Genomic DNA, 24,931 nt, shown 5'->3' with positions numbered 1-24,931 from the left:
GAATTTACAATTGACAATTCTTTGAAGAAATAAAATTGGCTTGATACAAATCAAGCCAATTTTATTTCTTCGAAACTTCTAAATCCATTTAGAAAATCTTTAATATTCATTCTTTTCTTTCCTTCCAATTGCAATTCTAAAGGAAAATATACACCGTCTTGCGTGTAGATCTTAAATTCATTTTTCGAAATCTCTAAACTTCCGACAGTTTTTCCGTGGTTTGAAAGTTCAAATTTTCCGGCGAATATTTTTAGTCCTTTTTCTTCTTCACCAATTTTTAATGTGGTGAAAGCGGCAGGATAAGGCGACATTCCCAGAATAAACTGGTGAACTTCTTTTGAAGTTTTTGTCCAGTCGATTCTGGTGTCTTCTTTGAAGATTTTATAAGCATTTTTCGGATGTTCAACTTGTGGCTGAGGTTTTTCAACGATGGAGTTTTCTGCTAATCCGTCTAATGTTTTTACAACCAATTTTGATCCCATTTCCATCAATCTGTCGTGAAGGTGGCCGGCATTTTCATCCTCCAAAACCGGAATTTCTTCCTGCAATAAAATATTTCCTTCATCTATTTTTTCGTTGATAAAGAAGGTGGTAGCACCCGTTTTTTCTTCACCGTTAATTACTGCATAATTGATGGGAGCCGCACCTCTATAATCAGGAAGTAAAGAAGCATGAAGATTGAAAGTTCCCATTTTAGGCATTTCAAAAAGAATTTTAGGCATCATTCTGAAAGCAACCACTACAAAAACATCCGCATCTAATTTTCTCAATTCTCCCAAAAATTCTGGGTTTCTCAGTTTTTCTGGTTGAAAAACGGGAAGATTATTTTCTACCGCAAAGACTTTTACCGGAGATTGAGTGATTTTTTGTCCGCGTCCGCTCGCTTTATCTGCAACGGTTACAACGCCTACAACTTCGTGATGTGACTGATGAATGGCTTCCAATGAAGTTTTCGCAAACTCCGGAGTCCCTAAAAAAACGACTTTCAATGATTTCATGGTGCAAAGATAAGGTCTTTGATTATAAGTTATAAATTATGAGTTATGAATTATTTGCTTATACCAACATATACGTTCTGAAATTCAACATTTTCACTTTTCCGGAATCCAACAGGAAAATCAGGTTTTCCAAAATATTTTCTCTGGAATGATAACTCAACTGAATGGAAAGTTCCTCAATGGTGGCTGGTCTTTTTGCCAATAAATTAACAATTTGTACTGAAATATTTTTCCCGAAAATAGATTGTTTATTTTTTTCACAGACAGAGCATTTGCCACAGTTTTTGGCATTTTTTTCTCCGAAATAAGCCAAAATAAGTTTCATCTTGCAATATTGCTGATTTTCTAAGAAAAACTTCATTTCTTCCCATTTTTGGATTTTATTTTTTTGAATATGTTCAAAAAGTTTCCAATAAATGGAATTGTTTACTCTTTCGTCTCTTGGCTTTAAAAATTTCACGCTTGCCAGTGCACCGTCAATATATTCGACGTAACCTTTCTGTTGCAGCTCTTTTAATCTCTCTTTAATGAGAGTGATTCCCACGTTTATTTTATTGCTTACCTGCTGTTCACTGAACATGACTTTATGCGTTGTAATTCCGGAAATCGTACGAAGCATTAGTTCTAAGAAATACGCATCTTTCTGTGGTAACTGATCGATTTCATCGGCCTGCATTAAAATCTGTAATGACGACAGGCTTTTATTTTCGTTAAAATATATGATTTCCTGATTATGAAGGAAATTTAAAACATTTTTAATTTTTGCATTCGATAATTTTGTGAAATTCTGAATTCCGGCTGTATTGAGCTGAAAAACTTTTTCAGGTAATTCAAACTCAGCAACCTGAAAAATAGAGTAAAGGTAATTGACTATTTTTATAAATTCTGTCTTACTGGGAATCTGATTTTTTAAAATTTGATCAAAATTCAAAATCTCCTGCTGATTCCAAAGTAGAAATGCAAAACTTTCGTTGCCATCTCGTCCTGATCTTCCTATTTCCTGATAATAATTTTCAATCGACGGAGCTGGAGAATAGTGAATGACAAAACGGACATTGTCCTTATCAATTCCCATCCCAAAAGCATTGGTTGAAATTAAAACACTATTATCACTTTTATTCCAGATGTTTTGTCGGGTATTTTTTTCTTTTGCAGTCAGCCCTGCATGAAAATAATCAACGTTTTTCAGCTGATTTTTCTGTAGAAATTCTGAAAGCAGTTCTGCTTCTTTTCTTGTTCTTACATATACGATTCCGGACTCATTTGTAAATTTTAAAATATCAAAAACCCGCTGGAATTTATCTGAAACTTCTTCAGTAAAAATTTTAATATTTTCTCTTTTAAAACTTTTCTGAAAAACTTTTGGCTCTTTTAGTTCAAGCTTTAGTTTTATTTCATCTAAAACCTTTGGAGTTGCTGTTGCCGTTAGTGCTAAACAGGGGATTTTCGGATTGTTATGCCTGAAATCTTTTATATTCTGATAGCTCGGCCTGAAATCCTGGCCCCATTCGGAGATACAATGGGCTTCGTCTACAGCGATAAACGACAATTGTATTTCTTCAATATTCTGTAGGAATTGTTTATTGGTAATTCTTTCCGGAGAAATATAAAGCATTTTCGTAAGACCTTCCTTACATCGATCGTAAATAGTTTCAGCATCATATTCATCCAATTCTGAAGATAGATATTCCGCTTCGATTCCTCTTGATTTTAGTTGATTCACCTGATCTTTCATCAAGGCTAAAAGCGGGGAAATAATAAGACAGGTTCCTTCTTTTAGCAAAGCCGGGAGCTGATAACATAAAGATTTTCCTGCTCCTGTAGGAAGCAAAACCAATGTGTCTTTTTCGCTAATTATCGAATCAATAATAGATTCCTGAGAGTCGCGAAAATGGTCGTAACCCCAAAAATGTTTTAAGGTTTTGAATTTTAGCTCTTGAAAATCTTGTTGAGAAATCATGGGACAAAAATGAAGACTGAAATATAATAAAAAAAGCCACGCAATGCATGGCTTTAATATAATTTGTAAATAAATTTATTATTTAGCTTCGAAGTAAACTCTTCTGTTTGCTCTGTTTTTCCATTCAGGACATTTAGTAGCAGGGTCGCACTCAGGATATTTAAGGTCTTTTTCACCTCTACCTACTGCGTTTAGTTTACCAGACTGAACTCCGTTTTTAATTAAATAATCTTTAACGTTGTTTGCTCTTCTTTCAGAAAGTTTTTGGTTGTATGCTTCAGATGCTCTTGTATCAGTAGCTCCAATTACAGTATAAGATCCGCTCGAAGAATTGATATAGTTAACCGCATTATTCAAAATAGGCGTATTAGAAGGTAAGATTCTGTCTGAATTCAGATCAAACTCAATTCCGTCTAATTTTGTTTCTGTTTCTACTACCGGTCCAGAAGGAGTTGTAGGGCAACCTTGGTTTTCTACCGGTCCAGGAACAGTTACACACTTATCGTAAAGGTCGATTACTCCGTCTAAGTCAGTATCAAGGGCTACACCAGCTCCGTCCACTCTTGCTCCTGCAGGAGTATCAAGCTGTCTGTCCCAATCGTCGCAAACTCCGTCGTTATCAAGATCCCCTTTCTTACAAACTTCGATATCCTGGTTTTTATTAGCCAATACATCTAATTTGTAATAGATTTCCTGAAGCGGATCATGCCACATTAAGTGAGATTCGTGCTTTCCTAACTTCAAAGAAACCCCTAAAGTTGCATTGAAGAAGTTGTCTGAAACCTGCTCTTCACGTTGATTGATCGGGTCATATTTACGACCTCCACCATCGAATTCGTCATCACCTGTAACAGCATACATTAATCTACCTTCGATGTCGATTCTTCTGTTCACTTTAAATTTAACTCCGGCACCTGCCTGAGCAAACATTGAACCTAACTGGAAAGGTTTAATTTCTGTTACCATTCTCTGACCTTTTTCGTCTTTCTGGTAAGCTCTGTATGCTAAAGTTCCGATACCTGCATATCCGTGTAATGCCCATCTGTAAGGAGAATGGTTGTCAACTCTTCTGAAAAGATTAGAAAAGTTGATGTCTCCTAATAATGAGATGGCATCATACTGAGTTCTTGCTCCGACATGTTGTGTCCCAGAAGCATTAGGTTCAGCAGAATCTTTTGTATTAAACCAACCTTGTCTTGTTTCTCCTCTGTCGTACTGTAAATTAATACCAAAAGCATGTGTAATGGCTTTATCAATACTTACATAAGCAGAATATCCGAAAAGGTTTTTACCGTTACCGTTCTTTATAGATGTTAAGTCTGCAGACTGTATCATGGGTACACCAGCACCTATAGAGATCGCCCAGTCGTTAAATCTTTTAGACTTATTCGTAAATGGGGAAACATTCGCAGAGCCCGAAGAGAAAGTATTGGGATAACTTCCATTGGAAACTACTGCAGTTGAGTCTTGTGCAAAGCTTGCTGTAGGAACAGATAATGCTAAGGCAACAATTGCTAAACTTAATTTCATAGTGTATTTTTTATTTAGTTAATTAAATGATTAAGTTATTTAGTTGTGGTAGGACAACCTTGGTTTTCCACAGGTCCAGGTACAGTTACACATTTATCGTATAGATCGATGACACCATCAAGATCCATATCCAAAGCTACACCGGCACCGTCTACTCTTGCTCCTGCAGGAGTATCAAGCTGTCTGTCCCAATCGTCGCATACTCCGTCGTTGTCTAAGTCTCCTTTTTCACATACAACAAACTCTGCGTCCTGATTTTCAAGCACGTACGTTCTGTAATAAGCTTCCTGTAAAGGATCGTGCCATGCAAGGTGAGTGTCATGCTTCCCAAGTTTGAAAGAGACTCCTAAATTTACAGTCCATGCATTGTCAGATCTTTTCTTATCAATCATGTTGTACTTAGAAACATTAGACGTCGGATCGTAATCTGCAGGGCCTGCATTCCCACCGCCGTCAAATTCATCATCACCACTGATGATATACATTGTTCTGGCTTCGATGTCAATAAGTTTTGAAACATTATATTTCAGACCTGCACCAAATTGGTAATAAACCGAATTGATATCTAATTTCTGCTTGATGAACAGAGGAATTCTTGCAGGAGTAGTACTCCATCTGAATTCATTGTTATCATGTAATGAAGTATTGAAGTTCATTAAACCAACACCTCCATACCCGTGAAATGCCCATCTGTAAGGAGAATGATTATCCACTCTTCTTAAAAGATTAGAGAAATTGATATCTCCCATTAAAGCAATCTGGTTGTACTTAGTCTTGGCTTCTGCAACGCCGGCTGCAACACCTGCCGCACCTTCTAACTGGGCTTTCTGTGTAGTTTCACCTCTCTGATAGATAAGACTAAGACCAAAAACATGCGTAATCTGTTTGTCTAAACTTACGTACGAGTTGTATCCCCAGTTGATTTTTTTATCCGTAATAGATTTCAGATCCGAGTGCACCATGAAAGCGACACCACCACCGATCGATACAGACCAGTCGTTGAATCGCTTAGCCTTGTTATTGAAAGGTTGAACATTGGCAGAACCTGAAGAGAATGTATTTGGATATTCGCTGTTTGCAGTAACAGCTATACTATCCTGTGCATAAGCTGCAATAGGAAAAGTGGCCAATAATAATAAACCTAATTTCATACAATATGTTTTATGTTTTATGTCAGATAAAATCTTTTAATAATATTCTTGAAAACTCCCTTTCAAAAAGATGCTTTTGGTGAGGGATTTCCAATCTTTCTGATACAAATTTTAGTTCATTATACTTAACAATATCTATGTCTATAACCCTGTCAGCATATCCTCCGTTTGCTTTAGAATCGTTAATTCTTCCCATTTCAACCTCTATATTTTTGAGATGATTAAGAAGCCGAACTGGCGAAAGATCTGTAAATATTATCATTGCAATATTACAAAAAATATTAGAACTGGCAAATTCTACGGGGTCGGATGTCAAAAATTCACTTATTTGTAATATCTCATTTCCCCCTTCCTTGATTTTTTTTATAGCAATCTCCAGATTTTTTTTTTGATCTCCAAGATTACTTCCGAGTAACAAAACGACTTTATGTTGCGACATATTGAAAAATGATTGATTTATGAAAAGTTTTTTTAAAAACGTATTGGCAAATATAGTGGCAATTGTCATTTTAGGTGTCGTGTTTTTCTTCTTTTTCATCATGATGCTCGTCTTTAGTGCGATGGGAAGTGAGAAATCTGTAGCTGTGAAGAAAAATTCTGTACTTACCATTAATTTAAAGACAAATATAATAGATAGTCCTACTGAAGAGCAGAAAGGTTTATTTGATATCAGTGATCAGAATAAAAGTGTTTTGATTTTTGATGCCATTGAAGCGATTAACAAAGCAAAAACCGATGATAATATCAAAGGAATAAGTATTGAAGCAGATTATTTAAACGCGGGAATTACCCAGATTGATGATCTTAGAAATGCCATAGAAGATTTTAAAAAGAGCGGAAAATTTGTATATGCTTACGGAAATTCTGTTTCTCAGGCTTCCTATTATTTGGGATCGGTTGCTGATCAGTATTATTTAAATCCGTCTGGGATGATTGAGCTTAAAGGGCTTGCGACTGAAGTCGCTTTCTATAAAGATTTTGCGGATAAATACGGTATTGGGATTGAAGTGATCCGTCACGGAAAGTTTAAATCTGCGGTGGAGCCTTTTTTAAGAAATGATATTTCTCCTGAAAATAAAGAACAGCTGAGCACACTTTTAAATGATATATGGAAAAATACATCCTCAAGAATGGCGGTTTCCAGAAAAATTGATACAGCCCAGTTCAGAACAGTTGTGGACAGTTTATACGGGATGATTCCCGATTTAAGCTTAAAATACAAATTGGCTGATAAATTAATTCAAAAGACAGAATACGACCAGTTAATCAAGTCAAAATTAAATTTAAAAGAAAAAGATAAATTAAATAAGATCTCTTTAGGAAAATATATTGATTCTTATTCAGATGATGATAAGTCAGGAGATAAAGTAGCAGTTTTATACGCCTCAGGCTCAATCAACGGGGGGGATGATTATAACGATATCCACTCTGAAAAATATATTAAATACATTAAAGAACTTCAGAATGATGAAAAAGTAAAAGCAGTTGTTTTCAGGATTAATTCACCAGGAGGAAGTGCCAATGCTTCGGACGAAATTTTATTTGAACTTCAGCAGCTGAAAAAGAAAAAGCCGCTTGTGGTTTCTTTCGGAGATTATGCAGCTTCAGGAGGATATTATATTGCGATGGCAGCGGATAAAATTTATTCTGAGCCGAATACACTTACGGGATCAATCGGGGTTTTCGGTGTTATTCCTTATTTTAAAGATATAGCCAATAAAAACGGGATCCGTTCAGACATTGTCGCTACCAACGCCAATTCTCAGTATTATTCTTCTTTAAACGGTGTTACGCCTTATGGAGTAAGTTTAATTACAAAAAGTGTGGAAGGAACTTATAAAAGATTCGTACATTTCGTTACTCAAAACAGAAAACAGACTTTCGAGCAGATCGACAGTGTAGGAGGAGGAAGAGTATGGAGCGGAACCAGAGCCAAGCAGATTGGTCTTGTAGACGAATTGGGTACCCTGAATGATGCGGTGAAATTTGCGGCCCAGAAAGCGGGTTTAAAATCATCTTATAATGTAGTATCTTATCCGAAAAGAATGACTCCTTTCGAGCAGATCTTTAAAGATCTTAATGAAGACGATATTTCTGCAAGGGTTGTGAAAAGTAAAATAGGAAAGGCGAACTACGAGCTTTTGCAGCAGATTGTTGAAGAAAGAAAACTGCAGTCTGAAGTGAAAATGGAAATGCCTTACCAAATAAAAATCAACTAAATTATATATTGTACAGCGAAACGGCGGGTTTGAATTTCAAGCCCGCCGTTTTATTTTTTATTACGTTTAGAGATTAGGCACTCTTCCTAGTTGCCATTCCATAGATCCAAAGAACAATCAGCGCTCCTCCGATTGCTAAGATCCAGCTTCTGAAATTCCAGAAAGAATCTACATCACCCCAATGAAGTACATAGACTCCGATAGCCCCTCCAATGAAGGCTCCAACGATTCCCAGGATCATGGTGATAAGCATTCCGCCTCCCTGTTTTCCCGGCATGATTAATTTTGCGATTGCTCCGGCTAAAAGCCCGAAGATAATCCATGTTAAAATTCCCATAGTTGCAAATTTTTTAAATGTTAATATTTATAGGTTTAGTTTATTGCTAATGTAGGGAAAACATGATTGCATCATCTTTTCTTGAAGAACGAGTCTACAAATTCTGTACCATTGAATAACTGCAGATCCTGCATCTTTTCTCCGACACCGATGTACTTTACAGGAATCTGAAACTGATCGGAAATACCGATCACAACACCGCCTTTTGCGGTTCCGTCTAATTTTGTTACAGCCAAAGCATTCACTTCTGTTGCTGCGGTAAACTGTTTTGCCTGCTCAAAAGCATTTTGGCCTGTAGAGCCATCCAATACCAATAAAATCTCGTGAGGCGCATCAGGAATTACCTTTTGCATCACCCTTTTGATTTTTGAGAGCTCGTTCATTAAATTAATTTTATTGTGAAGTCTTCCCGCCGTATCAATGATAACAACGTCTGCATTTTGAGCTACAGCACTTTGTACCGTATCAAATGCTACAGAAGCAGGATCAGAACCCATTTCCTGCTTTACAATAGGAACTCCGACTCTTTCACTCCAGATCACCAATTGATCAACCGCTGCCGCTCTGAAGGTATCTGCTGCTCCCAAAACAACTTTTTTCCCTTCCGTAGTAAACTGATGAGCCAGCTTTCCGATGGTGGTTGTTTTTCCGACACCATTCACTCCTACAACCATGATGACATAAGGCTTTTTGGAAGTATCAATATTTCCTGTTCCTCTGTGCGGGTTTTCCAATAAAAGTCCTGAAATTTCTTCACGAAGTATTTTGTCTAATTCGTTTACACCTACATATTTGTCCCGGGCAACACGTTCCTCAATTTTTTCAATAATTTTGATGGTTGTGGAAGCTCCAACGTCGGAGGCAATAAGGATTTCTTCAAGATCATCGAGAACCTCGTCATCTACTTTGCTTTTACCGACTACGGCTTTTGTCATTTTTTCAAAGAAACCCTGGCTGGATTTTTCCAATCCTTTGTCTAACGTTTCTTTTTCTTCTTTTTTGAAAATATTTTTAAACCAACTCATTTTTATGAATTACGGAGTTTTAATTAGTGATGGAAGCTGGGAGCAGGAGGGTTGAAGTTTACAGACTTAGCTTTTAAGTTTGCAATTAACTTCAAGCCTCCTGCTTCTGACTTCCAGCTTAGAAAAGCAAAGATAACAAAAAAACTACCCAAAATATGAGTAGTTTTTTATATTGTAAATAAAGTAGGGATTATTTTTTCAAAAATCCATCCACTTCGTCTGCATTCATTACTTTTTCTTCGAAAACGTAAGCTCCTGATTTAGAAGACTTCACCATTTTCACCACTTTAGTCATTTTTTTAGACCCGGTTTGTAGGGTTGCTACTACTTTCTTTGCCATGGTAAATTATATTTTATAAATTACTTGATTTCTTTGTGAAGGGTAGATCTTTTAAGAACCGGATTGTATTTTTTCAATTCCAATCTTTCTGTTGTGTTCTTTTTATTTTTTGTAGAAATGTATCTAGACATTCCTGGCATACCGCTTTCTTTGTGCTCTGTACATTCAAGGATTACTTGAACTCTGTTTCCTTTTTTTGCCATGATTTATTAATTCTTTTTAATCAATCCGTTTCTAGTAGCTCTTTCAATAGCTTCCTCGATTCCAATCTTGTTAATCACTCTCAATCCATGAGCTGATACTTTCAGTGTTACGTGCTTATCTTGCTCCGGAAGGTAAAATTTCTTCTCTAATAAGTTAATTTCAAAACGACGCTTCGTTTTGTTATTAGCGTGAGAAACGTTGTTACCAACCATTGCACGCTTTCCTGTTATTTGGCAAATTCTTGACATATCTCGATGTTCTTATTTGTACTATAATATTTGAGAGTGCAAAATAACGAAGAATTTTTTAGATAGGCAAATGTTTTAGAAAATTATTTACAAATAACTTACTGATTCATAATAACGATTTTAGCTTCAGAAATATCACATTCCATGACAGTCGCAGATACAACTGATTCGGAGCAAATGCTGTAATCAGGAATAAATACTGCAAATTTCTGTTGTTTTTTTTGAATTTCCAAAATCGTTTTTTTTGCCTTTAAGCTTTTTTCATTTTATTCTGAAGCCGTTTAATTAAGAAATAAAATAGTAAAAAGCCAAGTGCAAAAATTGAAAATCTTGAAAGCAGATCTCCGGCTCTTGAATAAAAAGTCATTCCATCATAAAGGTTCACTTTTGCAAATAATGCCGCTTTATCCCCGTAAAAAGTATCCTCTAAAATCTCTCCTTTTGCATTGATGTGTGCGGAAATTCCACTGTTGGCTGCACGGGCGATTTCTCTTCTTGTTTCGATTGCTCTCAGTTTTGCGTAAGAAAGAAGCTGTTTGTGTCCTTCCGTAACGCCCCACCACGAGTCATTCGTCATGATGGCTAAGAAATTGGCTCCTTTTTTTACATAATCGGTTGTAAATTCTCCATAAATACTTTCATAACAGATAATCGGAGCTATCTTTCCTTTGTTGAAAGGATTCGAAAAGGCAACTCTTTCTTTGTCGGTTCCTAAGGAAGCTACCGTTCCTCCCAGATTAAGCATCGCGTCTCCCAAAAGCGGTTTCAAATAATTCATATATGGGAAAATCTCCACACCAGGAACCAATTTTCCTTTGTGATAAACTTCCACCTTTTGATTCGGGATAATCTGAACTGCCGAGTTATATCTTTCAACCCAAAGTTCAGGGGTTAGCTGATAGGCTTCTTTAGGCAAGTTATTTTTGTCGGTATAGTAATGATGGGAAGAAATTCCTGTGGCAAAAACAGAACCAGGATGTTTCGATAAAAATCCTTTAACATTGTTCAGAACCATGCTCTTTTCAAAAGCCGTTTCAGAAATAGATCCTCTTCCTGGAAGAGCCGTTTCGGGGGCAATATAATAATCTATTTTTCCTTTTGAATTTCTTTCTGCCAGATTCAGAAGGTCATTTTCAATCGTCAGGCTGTCGATGGAGTATTTTTCGTCATAAGGATCAAGATCCGGCTGAAGCATTAAAACGTTAACTGTCCCAATCGGTTTTTCGTTAAAATTATTAAATTTAACAAGAGAAATAACCATCGGAATGGCAATTAAACCAATAGCAATTGAAGAATTTCTAATTAAATCTTTTCTTTTTCTTCCAGCTTCCCAGGTTCTCACTGTATAGAAAATCAGGACATTAATTAATAAAATCCAGAAGCTTCCGCCTGTTGCACCCAAAGTATCATACCACTGGATCAATTTAGGATACTCGGAGAATGCATTTCCGAGATTCAGCCAAGGCCAGGTAAATTCCCAATTCAGATGAAACTTTTCAAAGCTCATCCAGATGGCAATGAAAAATCCTAATCCCCAATATGTTCCCTGTGCATTTTTATACCAATGGTAACATTGAAAAACCAGAGAATAAAGAAGCGAATTTACCAGTACCGGAAAGGCAACAGCAAGTATTGAGTGGCTTCCGTCCGGGTTTTTAGCTCCATACAGCCACCCGGTCGTCACGATATTCCAGATCACAAAACACAGGTAGGAAAGCCCGAAAACCACCCAGCTTTTTCTTTTGTACTCTGAAAATTTAGAGACCCCGTGCTCCATCATCAAAAGCGGAACAAGTGCAAAAAAGATAAAAAACGGGACACCATAAGTTGGCCATGAAATGGACAGAAGCATCGCTGAAATGAGCGTAAGTAAAACGTATTTCATTAAATTAATTTAACATACAAATTTAATGTTTTTGAAATGAATAAATTTGTAATTGATGTTAAAGAAATTTTATAAAATTATCATAGTTCCGTATACTTTGTTTTTGCTTTATCTCATGTTTTTTGGGATGGGAAGGGTGCAGTATGAAGATAATTTGCTTACGGTAGAGCCTATTTTTTCCACAATTAACTTTATTAAAGGAGAAATTTCTCTGCAATATATCATTGTGATTGTGCTGGGAAACATCGTCATGTTTGTTCCGTTTGGATTTCTCGGCTGGATTTTTCCGGAACTTAAAAACCTGAAAAATTTGCTTTTTACTTTTGTTTCAGGAATTACGATTGTAGAAGCGCTTCAGTATTTTTCCAGAATGGGGATTTTTGAAGTGGATGATATTATTTTTAATACTTTTGGTGTTTTTCTGGGTTTTTTGCTTAGGAAATTTGTTGAGAAACGATTTGTGGATTGGGTTTAATATTTATATTTTAATACGAAATGCTTCGACAAGCTCAGTATGACATTCATGACACTGATGTATTGCTCATAAAACATTTAGTATTAGGGTTGTTATGCTGAGCTTGTTGGAGCATTCAACATATTCTAACCATTCAATTCCTTAGCACGTTTTTCTGCGTTTAGTATTCCGCTTTTTAAAATTTCTTTAAAATTATTTTCGTTAAAAGTTTTTAGGGCAGCTTCTGTAGTTCCGCCTTTTGAAGCCACGTCCTGAATAAGTTCTTCCAGATTTTTATCCGAATTGTTAATTAAATGATAGGCTCCCAACATCGTTTGTTGCACGAAAAGTTTAGATAAATTTTCGTCGATTCCCATTTCAACGCCGGCTTTAATCATTGCATCAACGATATAATAAAAATAGGCGGGTCCGCTTCCGGAAAGGGCTGTAACGCCATCTAATAATTCCTCGTTTTCCAAATAAACCGATCTTCCTGTTGAGTTTAGTAATCTTTCAATATTAATTAACTGACTGAAAGAAATGCCTTCCGCAGCGGTGTAGCCTGTAATTCCCATTCCTAAGAGAGTAGGAGAGTTTGGCATAGCCCTTACAATCAGTGGATGATTCAATACTTTCTGGATTTTTTCAATTTTAATTCCGGCCATGATGGATAAAACCATTTGGTTTTCTTTCAACTGAAACTTGAAATTTTCTGCAACATGTGGAAAATCCTGTGGTTTTACGGCGATAATAATTAAATCAGTATCCAAATCCGTCACTTCATCAAAAGTTGAAATTTTAGATTTTGGGAACTCTTCTGATATTTTCGGGAATTTAGTTTGATTTCTTGTGATTAAATGTAGATTTTCCGGTTTTATCAATTCATATTTTAAAAATGATTTTGAAAAAGATAAGCCCATATTTCCGGCTCCGAGAATGGTAATTTTCATGTTTGTGTTGTTTTTTTGGTTATTAACCTTGTCAAAGTTCAAAACTTTGACAAGGTTAGGTTAAGTACCTGAATTTATTGAAAATTTAAATAATATTCACTTCCCTCTCAAGCTCAATCCCGAATTTTTCTTTTACAGAATTAATGATTTCCGTTGAAAAATCAAAGATTTCTTTTCCGGTGGCATTTCCTGTAGCGTTAATGATGACTAAAGACTGTAATTTGTGAGAAGCAACGTTTCCGATCTGTTTTCCTTTCCAGCCGCATTGTTCGATCAGCCAGCCAGCGGGAACTTTTACGAAATCTCCGTTAGGATAGCCTTGAATATTTTCAAATTTTTGTTTTAACTCTTTAAATTGAACTAAAGGAATCGTCGGGTTTTTAAAGAAACTTCCGGCATTTCCAATTTCTTTCGGATCCGGTAATTTACTTTGTCTGATATTGATAACCGCTCTCGAAACATCCTGGATCGTCGGGTTTTGAATGCCTAAATTTTCCAACTCGGATTGGATGGCGCCGTATTCTGTTTTTATATGATGAATCCGATGCGTAAGTCTGAATGTAACATCCAGAATTACATATTTTCCTTTTCCTTCCTGCTTAAAAACGGAGTCTCTGTACCCGAATTTGCATTGTTTCAGATCGAAAGTTTCCAATTGCAGATTTTCAAGATTGAGAACCGTGCAATTCACAAAAACATCCTTAATTTCAGTTCCGTATGCTCCGATATTCTGTATCGGTGAAGTTCCGACGTTACCTGGAATCAAGGAAAGATTTTCCAATCCGCCAAAGTTATTATTCAGACAAAACATAACGAATTCATGCCAGTTTTCTCCTGATTTTGCTGTTACCCAAAATTCGTTTTCATTAATGGGGTCTGTGTGGATTCCTTTCAGATTTAATTTAATCGCTAATCCGTCAAAATCCTTTGTTAACAAAATATTGCTTCCGCCACCAATAAAAAGAAGTGGGAGTGTTTGGGTATCCGGATTGTTTAATGCTTCTATTAATTCTTCGATAGAATGAACTTCTGTGAAATATCTTGCATTGGCATCTACTCCGAAAGTATTGTAGGGCTTAAGTGAAAAATTTTCGTGCATCATTTTTATTGATATTCTAAAGGAAGAATGTTTTGAATTTGATTTTTTAATTTTTGAAGCTGCTGATAATGGACGGTATCTACATAAGAATTTACATATACATGATACTTATTGCCTGTCCTGATCTGAAAAGTTTCGTCGAAACCGTCTACAGATTGTTTGCTGGGAGAGCTTCTGATATTGTCTAAAGTCTTTACATCGACTGTTGATACAATTCTTTGCCATACTTCGGGTGAAATGGCAGATTTCCATTCTTTATGGGTTTTATTATTCGTAATACCTTCTTCAAAATGAATGGAATCCCTGGTGACTTTAAAAATTTTATAATTTCCAAACTGTCCGCCGATATCCGAATAATTAATAGAAATAACTTCATTCGGGTTTTTAGACGGAATGCTTTCGGATTTAGGCGTGTCACAAGAAAAAAATATCAGCAATAAAACATAAAGTGAGAAAATTTTCAAACTAAAATATTTTATTGCTGACATATTATTTTTTTAATTTCAATTATAGATTGAATTCTAATTTATACTTTTCAAGTGCATCTTTTAAGATTTCGGCACTTCTTATTAAATCTTCTTCTTTCAGAACGTAAGCGATTCTTACTTGCTTTTTACCCAACTCAGGGTTGCTGTAGAATCCTCCTGCGGGTGCCACCATGATTGTTTCTCCATGATTGGAATAAACTTCCAGCAGCCATTGTGCGAATTTTTCTGTATCATCCACCGGAAGTTCTGCAACGCAATAGAAAGCTCCTTTCGGTTTCGGGCAGATAACTCCCGGAATAGCATTGAGAGCATCAACTAAAACATTTCTTCTGTGTGTATATTCTTCTCTTACGGCTCTGATATAAGCTCCGTCATTTTGGTGAGCGGCAGTTGCAGCGATTTGTCCCAATAAAACAGGGCTTAATCTTGCCTGTGCAAAAAGCATTGCTGCATCGTGGATTTTTTTGGAACGGGTAATCATACATCCAATTCTTACACCGCACATAGAGTAACGTTTTGATTCTGAATCGATAATGATGCAGTTTTCTGCCAGTTCGGGAAATGCAAGCATCGAAATTTGCTGCTTTCCGTCGTAAACATATTCTCTGTAAACTTCGTCGGAAATAACAACGATATCGTATTTTAAAGCAATTTCTGCTAATTTCTGAAGTTCTTCACGGGTGTAAAGATAACCGGTAGGGTTTCCGGGGTTACAGATTACGATTGCTCTTGTTTTCTCAGTGATTTTTTTCTCAAATTCTTCTATAGAAGGAAGGGCAAAGCCTGTATCGATAGTGGAAGGTACTGCTACTACATTTACATTGAAAGTGCTTGTAAATCCGTTATAGTTGGCATAATACGGTTCCGGGATAATAACTTCGTCTCCGTCATCACATAATGTTGAAATTGCAAAATTCAGTGCTTCAGATCCTCCGTTGGTTACAATAAAATTATCAGGCGTAAGATCTGTGAAATCCAGAGAATGATAATATTCTGTAAGTGCTTTTCTGTACTCAATATTCCCTTCAGAAAGAGCGTATTCCAATACTTTTAAATCAATATTTTTTAAAGCATTAAGAGCCGTTTCCGGAGTTTCAATATCCGGCTGCCCGATATTAAGGTGATATACTTTTGTACCTTTCTGTTTCGCTTTAAGGGCAAAAGGAACCAGTTTTCTTACCGGCGATGGCGGCATGTGTAGTGCTCTGTTTGAAATATTCGGCATTGTTCAAAAAATTTGTAGGGCAAAAATAAGATTTAATTTTTCAATAATGAAATAATGACGGATAAGAAAAATTTTTATTTGAATTTAAATATTTATTAACAAATACCGCTGATATATAGTAGATTATTGAATTTTATTTTTAATAATGATTATGATAATTATTTCATTGATTCGTGATTAATTTATATATTATTCAATAATATTCAAATATTTTTATATTTTTTTTAATAAAAATATTTTCGTATTGTTTTTTTTATAAATTTACAACGACAATAACTAGTAAATATGAAATTAAAACTATTTTTTGGAGCACTCAATGCGATGGCTCTATTGGCCGCCGGTTCTGTAGCGGCTCAGAACTACCAACAAATGCCGATTGTTTCCGGCTTTACTGCCGATGTCATTGCAAACGGGATAGGTTCATCCAACACTTCTACAAATAATGACGTAGATGGAGTTTCTTATGCTTTTATCGCCAGAGATTTTCAGCTGACCTCCACAAGTGCGCCTATTAACTTTGGTATTCCTGTGGATGGAATTATCAATTCTGTAGTGGCAACAACTCCGGGGCTGAGCTTTCAGTTGGCAAGTTTAAATGCAAATAACTCCTTGAGGTTGGCTGCAATAAATGATGCAGGAACGTTAACATTTGCCACGCCCAAAGCAGCGACTAAACTGTATATGCTTGCCGTGAGTGGGAGCGGTACCTCCACTGTAAATGTCGTGGTAAATTTCACGGATGCTACTTCACAGACGTTTTCAGGGGTAGCTCTTGCGGACTGGTATGGTGGTACCAACTTTGCTGTTCAGGGAATCGGAAGAATCAGAAAACCAGGAGCAACTCCGAATTCAGCTGATGATGTTCCTGCTCCAGAAGGAGGAACCAATCCAAGACTGTATCAAAGTGAATTGGCATTAGACGCTGCTAACCAGACAAAGCAGATACAAAGTGTGACAGTAACTAAAGCAAGTGGTACCGGTCTCCCGAATATTTTTGCTTTTTCGGCAGATGCATATTCAGATTGCGCGCCGCCTGTGTTACAAACGCCTTCAAGTATAACGGCTAGTTCTGCTTTGGTCTCATGGGCTGCCTCAGCGAATGCGGTAACTTATGATGTTTACCACAATACTTCCAATACAACACCTGCAAGTACTGTATCTCCTACATATTCCGGAGTATCAGGTACGAGTCAGAATATCGGCGGTCTTAACTCGAATACTAACTATTATTACTGGGTAAGAACCAACTGTAGCTCAGGAACCAGCCAGAGTGTATGGTCTTTTGGAGGTACCTTCAAAACGGCTTGCTCCACATTTACTGTTCCATATACAGAAAATTTTGATACCACAAGCACAGGTTCTACTTCTAATAATAATGCGCCAAGCTGCTGGTCTTATCTCGAAAGTGCTTCGTTTCCGGGAAATGGGTATGTAATAGCATCCAATTCTTACTCATCCCCAAATTCATATTATTTAAATAACTCAAGCGCTACTACGGGTAATCAAATGTTGGTGTCGCCTCCAACTATTAATCTTTCGGATGGTAATAAGCGTGTAAGGTTCTATGCGAAATCTAGTTCAGCTAATTATACATTATTAGTAGGAACTTTATCTAATCCTTTAGATTCAAATACATTTACGCCAATTGGCTCGCCGATTACCTTAACAACTACGCAGACACAGTATACGGTTAATATCCCTGCAGGATCTGATCTGCATTTGGCATTTAAGCACGGTTTGGGAGGAACGAGCCGCACTCTTTATCTTGATAATATTACTGTTCAGGCAATTCCTACTTGTTTTGAGCCTACTGCTGTTACATCATCAACGGTTACTGCAAACTCTGCGGTAATTGCCTGGACGGCGGCTGCTCCGGCTCCGGCAAACGGATATGAAGTATATTACAGTACAACCAATACGGCACCTACTGCTGCAACTGTTTTAAATGCTTCGAACTCTGTAACATCTACTACAAATTCTGCTCCTGTGAGTGGGTTGGCAGCTTCAACAACATATTACGCCTGGGTAAGATCTAATTGCGGGCCTACAGATAAAAGTATATGGAGTGAAACTTCTACAACCTTTACAACACTTTGTGTTCCGATCACGACATTGCCTTGGAATGAAAATTTTGATGCTATGCCATCTATCGGATCGGCAGTACTTCCAAATTGCTGGAAACAGACTCCGGGAGGAAGTAGTTCCAATTATAGCTTTACATCAGCTAATGCTTCTCAGCAAGGTTATAATGATCCTAAATCTGCACCTAATTATATGACAATTTATTATCCATATACGAATGCAGCCTATTTATGGACTCCGACATTTACCTTAACAGCAGGAAATACTTACAGTTTTTCTTTCTATTGGGTAGGAGATAATTATGCAGGGTGGCAAAATGATGTTCTGGTAAATACTGCACAATCGGCAACGGGAGCAACCAACTTAACGACATTCATTACATCCGATCAGACAGCAACAGGAGGAAGTAACAGCACAAACTATACTTTAGTGACTGTTTCGTATACTCCTACAGCTACAGGAGATTACTCTTTCGGAATTAAAGCGTTAAATACAACAACAGCTCCATTCTATATGGGATTTGATGATTTCTCTCTTACACAGACTAATTTGGCAACAGCCGAAACCTCTGTGAAGAAAAATACAATCAAAGTATATCCAAATCCATTCAAAGATGTACTATACATTGCTGAAACCAAAGAAGCAAAGTCTGTTTCAGTGGCGGATGTATCTGGAAGAGTAGTGAAAACTATTGAAAATCCTGGTAAAGAATTACATTTAAGTGAATTGAATTCAGGATTGTATTTGGTAACTGTTACATTTAAAGACGGTACAAAATCAACTGTAAAAGCTATCAAGCAATAATTTTTAATATTTAATAATTTACATTAAAGGCAGTTATACATTGAGTATGACTGTCTTTTTATTTAGAAATAAAAACATTTTTATAATAAATTATTATACTTTTGCGCTCAAAATATAAAGCTTATGAAGAAATTAAATTTACTCTTTTCTATTGTTGTTTTTTCGGCTCAATCTGTGTCAGGGCAACGGATTGATAAGGAAACCATCAGTTTTCAGCTACTGAAAGAACCAGTATTTTCAACAGATCTTCCCAATAGAAATTATACAATTACTGTCAAATCTCCATACAATATTACCAAAGATGACGTGTTGCGAATATCAAAGGAAGATTATCAAAGACAGGTGGATAATTATCAGACGAATGTAGAAACTGCAAAGATTGAACATCAGGAAAGACTGAAGGATTACGATGCAGAAGTTAAAAAACTTCAGGAAAAATATAAGCTGGAATCTGCAGAATACAGCAAATTATCTGCGGTTGAGAAAATTGCCGCCACCAACGGGGCTCCCATTTTAAGATTACCTTCAAGACCTGTTTTAAATATTCCGCCAATGCCAATCTATAAGCAGCCTGACCTTAGAGATGCTTTGATTGTTGATAATAAAATTCTCGCTTCACAGATGGATGTTGCGGGCTTTTCTAAAAATGGTAGCCATCTTGATATTGTAGTGGAAATGGAAAGGACTAATTTTCAGGACAACCAGGGGAAAACATTTGCCAATCAGCCGGTAAGAATTATCGGAAAACAAAATGGAGTAGTAAAATTAGACAAAACTTATTTCTCGGATTTCTCGGAAATTGCAAGTGTTCCTACGAATGAGCTGAATCTTAATTATCACGAGAAAATGTATCTGCAGAGAACAATGGACCGTACAAGAAACATTATTAATGATAATTTTGGATATCAGATCATAAATTCTACAGTAGCTTTGGAAACTGTGAAAAATAAAGGAGATTATGATGAGTTGGAAAAAGCGTACATTTATGTTTCTACCAATCTAAAAAAGCTTCAGGCAAAGTCCGATTATGCACCCAATAAGGTAGCGATGGAAAACATGCAGAAAGGAATTGATCTTTGGAAAACAGCTTTAACAAAGATAAATTACAACGATAAAAAAGCACTTTACAACCAGAAAATCGGAGAATATCTTTATTTTAATTTAATAAGATTAAATCTTGCTTTAGGTAATTATCAGGAAGCAGAAAAATATTTGAATGAGCTTCAGGAACATTTGGTTGATATTAAATTATCCTACGATGCTAATCTTGAACTAAAAAAATTAGAAGAAAAAATTTACAATAACTAAGAAATATTATGATTAAACAGATTATTGCTTCGGCACTAATTACTGCTTCTGTTTGTGCTTTCGCACAGACAAAAGTAGTGGAAGGGACAAAATTTACAACTGATGACAATCTTGAGAAGGATGAAAAATTAGTTTTGGCAGACGATTACAACTCTTATATGTTCAGTGTAATCAACATTGACGGATTGATGAGGAATGTTTTTCCTCACAAAAAATTATTGATGAGAAAGCTTGATCAGAACGGAAGTCTGGTTGATACCTATACTCAGGATTATGCGAACAAAACAAACGGTGTTCTTCACAACTATTTAGGATCGCAACAGATTGATGAAGATAAATTTGTAGCTTTTACAGAAGAATATTTTGGAAAAGAAAACAGAAAGGAAGTCTTTCAACATGTTTTTAGTAAGAAAAGCGGAACTTTTACTACAAAAAGCATTGCAAAATACACGATTGAATCTACTAACAAATCAGGAACTACCTATGTAGTTTTCTCTGAAAACGGAAAATATGCTGCAGTTTTTAATGACAGATATGCTAATAAAAAAACAGATAATATCAATGATGCCTTGGTAATTGATCTGAGAACGCTTTCTCCGCTTTGGAGCAAAGAAATCTCGTTGAGCAGCGACTATGTTGAAAAATCTTTAACATTAACAAATTCTGGGAAAATTGTTTTACTGCGTAAAGCTGCAGGTTGGAAAGAATCTTATAAAATGGAAATGGTTTCCAATACGGAAGACAAGGATTTACCTTTTGATGACAAGTATATTCCTGAGAAATTATATGCCATCAGTAAGAATGATAACGATTACCTGGTGACTTTCGGAAGAAAAAATCAGGCTGTTACTTTAGGCGGAAGTACTTTTGGAACGGTAATGTTTTATGATATTAAATCCGGAAAATCCGTAATCAGTAATACAAATTTAGCGGGAGCTAAAGACATGAGTGACGTGAAAGTTATTAAAACAATTGTAAAAGGAGATGAGGTTTTAATGGCTGTTCAGCAGGAAACAATTACAAGACCTTTACCGACAGCGATGAATCGTTTTCCGGATCCTGTTTACAAATTGGATGTTGGTGTTTTAATAAAATTCAATAAAGAAGGTGAAGTGAAGCAATTTGTTCCGCTTGGCAGCAACCCGATGGGAAGAAGAATTCAGGTGATTGAATCGGGAGATAACCTTTATGTTTCCTCGTTTTATCCAAAAGGTGCATTCGGAAATACAGGCTTTTCTATGAAAGCTTTTGATTTCAGCGGCTTAACTCCTAGAGAATTGACATCAGACTATAAAGGGAAAAACTTCTTTATGAATTACGGATTTACAGATGGAAATCTAATCCAATTTGTTTCGAATGTCAATAAATTATTGTTCTTACAAAAAAGCGGTAAAGATGTCCAGATGGTCAGTCTTTATAATTTTGTAAAATAATTTATTTTAAAATATTTGATCAGTCTTACAGTTTTGTAAGGCTGATTTTTTTTTGCTTTGATTTAAAAATATTTCTCATTAAAATTTTGTTAATTTGAAGAATTATTAAAACTGAACTGTTATGCAAATTCCCGCAATTTCTGTAGAAGATTACATCTCTAAAATTCCTGAAGAAAGACAGGAGATTTTCAAAAAAGTATTTGATGCGATTAATGATCATTTACCGGAAGGTTTTTCAAAAAACATCAGCTATGGTATGGTGGGATGGGGAGTTCCGCTGGAGACTTATCCCGCAGGCTACCACTGTGCGCCGGGCACACCGCTGCCTTTTATCAGTATTGCCTCTCAGAAAAACTTCATTGCGGTATATCACATGGGGATATATGCAAAACCGGAATTGCTGGATTGGTTTGTTGCGGAATTTCCAAAATATTCCAAAAGAAAACTGGATATGGGGAAATCATGTATCCGTTTCAAAAAAATGGATGATATTCCGTTGGAGTTATTGGCTGAGATGAGTAAAAAAATGACTGTTGAAGAATGGATTGATATTTATGAAACCAATTTTAAAAAGAAATAATTTTTTACTGAATTTCTTTGCAGTTATCTTTCTGTTAAATTCAATTTTAAGTTGCGGAAATTCACAAATTTCAGGAGTAAGAAACGGTGATTTACTTTTCGTGACTGCAAAAGAAACGGGACTTTCGGGAGCGATCAATAATGTGACTCAAACGCAGAAAAATGTTTCATTTGATCATATCGGGATTTTAGAGCAGACGAAAAAAGGAACTTTTGTTTTACATGCTGCTCCAAAAGGCGGTTCGCAAAAGCAGAACATAGTAGATTTTCTAAAAGATCAGAGAAATGACGGACAAAAAATAATTGTTTATCGTTTGAAGTCTCAGTATCAGAATACGATTCCAAATGCGATTGAAAACGCAAATTCGATGTTGGGGAAATCGTATAATTTCAATTATATTTTGGATGAAAATTCCTATTACTGTTCGGATTTTGTGGAAAGAGCATTTCGAAAAGACAATATTTTCAAATTGGAACCCATGACTTTCATCGATCCGAAAACCGGAAAAACAAACACTTTTTGGGAAGAATTTTATCAAAAGAAAAATTTAAAAGTTCCCGAAGGTGAGTTGGGCTGCAATCCAAACGGATTGGCTGCATCTGATAAAATTGAAAGGGTGAAGGAATTAAAATAATAAAAATGGTATATACGCCATTATAAACGGGCTTAGGTCCGTTTTTTTATGGTTTTATCTGAAGCTGCAATTAAAATACAGGCATTTCAATAAATATTTTTAAAATTTTTCAAAAAATATTATCCTACTAATTTGGTAGACTAATATTTTTTTATATTTTTGTCAAAGATTTAACGCATTAGAGCAATGAACATTAGAATTTAAACCATTAAAAAAAGTTTTGTTATGATTACACCAAATCCGAACCTGCAGGTTTTACAAAACAAAATCAACCTGCCCAAAAAAGAATTGATACTGGAAATAGAATTAAATGGAAAGATGAAGTTTGAGCATCTGATGAATACCATTTATAATCAGTTAGGGATCTGTCATAAGGTGTTATCAGCTAATGTAGAATATGTGAACGGTCTGAGTTTCGGTTCTGTTCAGTTATACATCAATGTAAATTCAGAAGATTTCGAACAACTGGAATTTTATCTGAATAAAAATAAACTCTTGAGTACGACTGTGGAGTATGTCTGCAGAAAATATTCATAGGTGAGATTCATATAGTTTTAATTACAACAAACGGCTGTCGCAACCTCTGTGATAGCCGTTTTTACTTTCATTGATTCAATTAAATAAAAAAAGACCACTCGAAAAAGTGGTCTCTATATTTTACAGTGAAAATTAAATTCTTTCAATATCGGCACCGATTGCTTTTAATCTTCCGTCGATATTTTCATAACCTCTGTCGATCTGTTCGATATTGTGGATAATTGATTTCCCTTCTGCAGAAAGTGCTGCGATTAGAAGTGCATTTCCGGCTCTGATATCCGGTGAAACCATTGTTGTTCCTCTCAGCGGAGTTTCCTGGTTTAATCCGATTACCGTTGCTCTGTGCGGATCACAAAGAATAATCTGTGCCCCCATGTCAATCAGTTTATCTACGAAGAACAATCTTGATTCAAACATTTTCTGGTGAACCAATAGGCTTCCTTTCGCCTGAGTTGCCACCACTAAAATAATGGATAACAAATCGGGAGTAAACCCTGGCCAAGGCGCATCAGAAATTGTAAGGATAGAACCATCGATAAATTTCTGAATTTTATAATTTTCCTGAGCCGGAATGAAAATATCATCATTACTCTGCTCAAGCTGAATTCCTAATTTTCTGAAAGTATTTGGAATAACACCAAGCTGGTTCCAGTTGACATTCTTAATAGTAATTTCAGATTTTGTCATTGCCGCAAGACCAATCCAGGATCCGATTTCTACCATATCCGGAAGCATCGTGTGCTCAGTTCCGTGAAGATGGGCAACTCCTTCAATGGTTAATAAGTTGGAGCCGATTCCTGAGATATTGGCTCCCATTCTGTTCAGCATCTTACACAATTGCTGAAGATATGGTTCGCAGGCAGCGTTATAAATTCTTGTTTTTCCTTTGGCTAAAGCTGCTGCCATCACGATGTTGGCAGTTCCCGTTACAGAAGCTTCTTCCAATAAAATAAATTTACCGTTAAGCTCTTTCGCTTTTAAAGAATAGAAAAATTCTTCTTCATCATAATGAAATTCAGCGCCAAGTTCTACAAGTCCTTGAAAGTGGGTGTCTAATCTTCTTCTTCCGATTTTGTCACCTCCCGGAGTCGGCATATACGCTTCACCGTATCTTGCTAACATAGGTCCCATCAACATGATTGAACCTCTTAGTTTGGCTCCGTCTTTTTTAAACTCGTTGGATTTTATATAATCGAAATTAACTTTATCAGCTTTGAAAGTATAGTCTCCGTGCCCGTTCTTGGTAACCTTTACCCCAAAGTCTCCAAGGATCTCAATTAATCGATTAACGTCGTGGATATCCGGAATATTTTTAATTCTAACTTCCTCATCAGTTAACAAAACGGCACAAAGAATCTGTAGAGCTTCATTTTTTGCTCCTTGTGGAGTGATTTCACCTTGCAGTCTTTTTCCTCCTCTTATTTGAAATGTTCCACTCAT

At 36.1% G+C, this 24,931-nt stretch carries 24 protein-coding genes; 8 read left to right on the top strand and 16 right to left on the bottom strand.

The genetic code is table 11. The features are described 5' to 3' along the window. Positions 1-50 precede the first annotated feature (50 nt). The 5 genes from fmt to folK form a co-directional block, all read right to left on the bottom strand. The gene (gene fmt / locus BUA89_RS07000) at positions 51-998 is read right to left on the bottom strand and encodes a methionyl-tRNA formyltransferase (RefSeq protein WP_072954766.1); all 948 of its coding nucleotides are present in this window, start codon (positions 996-998) and stop codon (positions 51-53) included. 58 nt (positions 999-1,056) lie between these two features. Then, a complete protein-coding gene (locus BUA89_RS06995) occupies positions 1,057-2,958 on the bottom strand; it encodes a RecQ family ATP-dependent DNA helicase (RefSeq protein WP_072954762.1) in 1,902 nt (633 codons plus the stop codon). 78 nt (positions 2,959-3,036) lie between these two features. Further along, the gene (locus BUA89_RS06990; protein ID WP_072954759.1) at positions 3,037-4,488 is read right to left on the bottom strand and encodes an OmpA family protein; all 1,452 of its coding nucleotides are present in this window, start codon (positions 4,486-4,488) and stop codon (positions 3,037-3,039) included. Between the two features lie 35 nt (positions 4,489-4,523). Then, on the bottom strand, positions 4,524-5,639 hold the full coding sequence (locus BUA89_RS06985; RefSeq protein WP_072954756.1) for an outer membrane beta-barrel protein: 1,116 nt from the start codon (positions 5,637-5,639) through the stop codon (positions 4,524-4,526). 22 nt (positions 5,640-5,661) lie between these two features. Then, positions 5,662-6,078, bottom strand: a complete 417-nt coding sequence (folK, locus tag BUA89_RS06980) for a 2-amino-4-hydroxy-6-hydroxymethyldihydropteridine diphosphokinase (RefSeq protein ID WP_072954752.1) — start codon at positions 6,076-6,078, stop codon at positions 5,662-5,664. A gap of 19 nt (positions 6,079-6,097) precedes the next feature. Between folK and sppA the strand changes: the two genes are divergently transcribed. Then, positions 6,098-7,858, top strand: coding sequence for a signal peptide peptidase SppA (sppA, locus tag BUA89_RS06975; RefSeq protein ID WP_072954749.1), 1,761 nt, complete (start codon positions 6,098-6,100; stop codon positions 7,856-7,858). 73 nt (positions 7,859-7,931) lie between these two features. Here sppA and BUA89_RS06970 read toward each other — a convergent pair whose 3' ends face one another. From BUA89_RS06970 to lnt, 6 genes are all read right to left on the bottom strand, one after another. Next, a complete protein-coding gene (locus BUA89_RS06970) occupies positions 7,932-8,195 on the bottom strand; it encodes a GlsB/YeaQ/YmgE family stress response membrane protein (RefSeq protein ID WP_072954746.1) in 264 nt (87 codons plus the stop codon). A gap of 71 nt (positions 8,196-8,266) precedes the next feature. Continuing rightward, on the bottom strand, positions 8,267-9,220 hold the full coding sequence (gene ftsY, locus BUA89_RS06965; protein ID WP_072954742.1) for a signal recognition particle-docking protein FtsY: 954 nt from the start codon (positions 9,218-9,220) through the stop codon (positions 8,267-8,269). 190 nt (positions 9,221-9,410) lie between these two features. Beyond that, complete coding sequence (locus BUA89_RS06960) at positions 9,411-9,560, bottom strand: DUF4295 family protein (protein WP_065395045.1); 150 nt, start codon at positions 9,558-9,560, stop codon at positions 9,411-9,413. Between the two features lie 20 nt (positions 9,561-9,580). After that, entirely contained in the window at positions 9,581-9,763 is a 183-nt protein-coding gene (gene rpmG / locus BUA89_RS06955) for a 50S ribosomal protein L33 (protein ID WP_027373683.1), read from the bottom strand. Between the two features lie 6 nt (positions 9,764-9,769). Continuing rightward, on the bottom strand, positions 9,770-10,012 hold the full coding sequence (gene rpmB, locus BUA89_RS06950; protein WP_002976757.1) for a 50S ribosomal protein L28: 243 nt from the start codon (positions 10,010-10,012) through the stop codon (positions 9,770-9,772). 250 nt (positions 10,013-10,262) lie between these two features. Next, a complete protein-coding gene (gene lnt / locus BUA89_RS06945) occupies positions 10,263-11,897 on the bottom strand; it encodes an apolipoprotein N-acyltransferase (protein ID WP_072954739.1) in 1,635 nt (544 codons plus the stop codon). 55 nt (positions 11,898-11,952) lie between these two features. Here lnt and BUA89_RS06940 point away from each other — a divergent pair, with 55 nt between their 5' ends. Beyond that, the gene (locus tag BUA89_RS06940) at positions 11,953-12,372 is read left to right on the top strand and encodes a VanZ family protein (RefSeq protein ID WP_072954736.1); all 420 of its coding nucleotides are present in this window, start codon (positions 11,953-11,955) and stop codon (positions 12,370-12,372) included. A gap of 125 nt (positions 12,373-12,497) precedes the next feature. On the opposite strand, the gene proC is transcribed toward BUA89_RS06940, so the two are convergent. From proC to BUA89_RS06920, 4 genes are all read right to left on the bottom strand, one after another. Next, the gene (gene proC, locus BUA89_RS06935) at positions 12,498-13,301 is read right to left on the bottom strand and encodes a pyrroline-5-carboxylate reductase (protein WP_072954733.1); all 804 of its coding nucleotides are present in this window, start codon (positions 13,299-13,301) and stop codon (positions 12,498-12,500) included. 85 nt (positions 13,302-13,386) lie between these two features. After that, the gene (gene murB / locus BUA89_RS06930) at positions 13,387-14,400 is read right to left on the bottom strand and encodes a UDP-N-acetylmuramate dehydrogenase (protein WP_072955771.1); all 1,014 of its coding nucleotides are present in this window, start codon (positions 14,398-14,400) and stop codon (positions 13,387-13,389) included. A gap of 5 nt (positions 14,401-14,405) precedes the next feature. Beyond that, a complete protein-coding gene (locus tag BUA89_RS06925; protein ID WP_072954729.1) occupies positions 14,406-14,888 on the bottom strand; it encodes a hypothetical protein in 483 nt (160 codons plus the stop codon). Positions 14,889-14,907: 19 nt separating this feature from the next. Then, a complete protein-coding gene (locus BUA89_RS06920) occupies positions 14,908-16,113 on the bottom strand; it encodes a pyridoxal phosphate-dependent aminotransferase (protein WP_072954726.1) in 1,206 nt (401 codons plus the stop codon). A gap of 285 nt (positions 16,114-16,398) precedes the next feature. Between BUA89_RS06920 and BUA89_RS06915 the strand changes: the two genes are divergently transcribed. The 6 genes from BUA89_RS06915 to BUA89_RS06890 all read left to right on the top strand — a co-directional run bounded on the left by BUA89_RS06915 (position 16,399) and on the right by BUA89_RS06890 (position 23,491). Further along, positions 16,399-18,999 (top strand): T9SS-dependent choice-of-anchor J family protein, encoded by a 2,601-nt coding sequence (locus BUA89_RS06915; RefSeq protein ID WP_072954722.1) that lies wholly within the window; start codon positions 16,399-16,401, stop codon positions 18,997-18,999. Positions 19,000-19,122: 123 nt separating this feature from the next. After that, entirely contained in the window at positions 19,123-20,307 is a 1,185-nt protein-coding gene (locus tag BUA89_RS06910; protein ID WP_072954717.1) for a hypothetical protein, read from the top strand. 8 nt (positions 20,308-20,315) lie between these two features. Beyond that, positions 20,316-21,740, top strand: coding sequence for a hypothetical protein (locus BUA89_RS06905; RefSeq protein WP_072954714.1), 1,425 nt, complete (start codon positions 20,316-20,318; stop codon positions 21,738-21,740). A gap of 121 nt (positions 21,741-21,861) precedes the next feature. Then, positions 21,862-22,320 (top strand): DUF1801 domain-containing protein, encoded by a 459-nt coding sequence (locus BUA89_RS06900; protein WP_072954710.1) that lies wholly within the window; start codon positions 21,862-21,864, stop codon positions 22,318-22,320. Beyond that, on the top strand, positions 22,295-22,954 hold the full coding sequence (locus BUA89_RS06895) for a YiiX/YebB-like N1pC/P60 family cysteine hydrolase (protein ID WP_083531626.1): 660 nt from the start codon (positions 22,295-22,297) through the stop codon (positions 22,952-22,954). Before BUA89_RS06900 ends, BUA89_RS06895 begins: the two co-directional genes overlap by 26 nt. A 225-nt stretch (positions 22,955-23,179) precedes the next feature. Beyond that, the gene (locus tag BUA89_RS06890) at positions 23,180-23,491 is read left to right on the top strand and encodes an NIL domain-containing protein (RefSeq protein ID WP_072954707.1); all 312 of its coding nucleotides are present in this window, start codon (positions 23,180-23,182) and stop codon (positions 23,489-23,491) included. 132 nt (positions 23,492-23,623) lie between these two features. On the opposite strand, the gene murA is transcribed toward BUA89_RS06890, so the two are convergent. Beyond that, the gene (murA, locus tag BUA89_RS06885) at positions 23,624-24,931 is read right to left on the bottom strand and encodes a UDP-N-acetylglucosamine 1-carboxyvinyltransferase (RefSeq protein WP_072954704.1); all 1,308 of its coding nucleotides are present in this window, start codon (positions 24,929-24,931) and stop codon (positions 23,624-23,626) included.

It is taken from the genome of Chryseobacterium arachidis, from assembly GCF_900129245.1.
Lineage (GTDB): Bacteria > Bacteroidota > Bacteroidia > Flavobacteriales > Weeksellaceae > Chryseobacterium > Chryseobacterium arachidis.
This window is presented reverse-complemented; position numbering and strand designations above follow the sequence as displayed.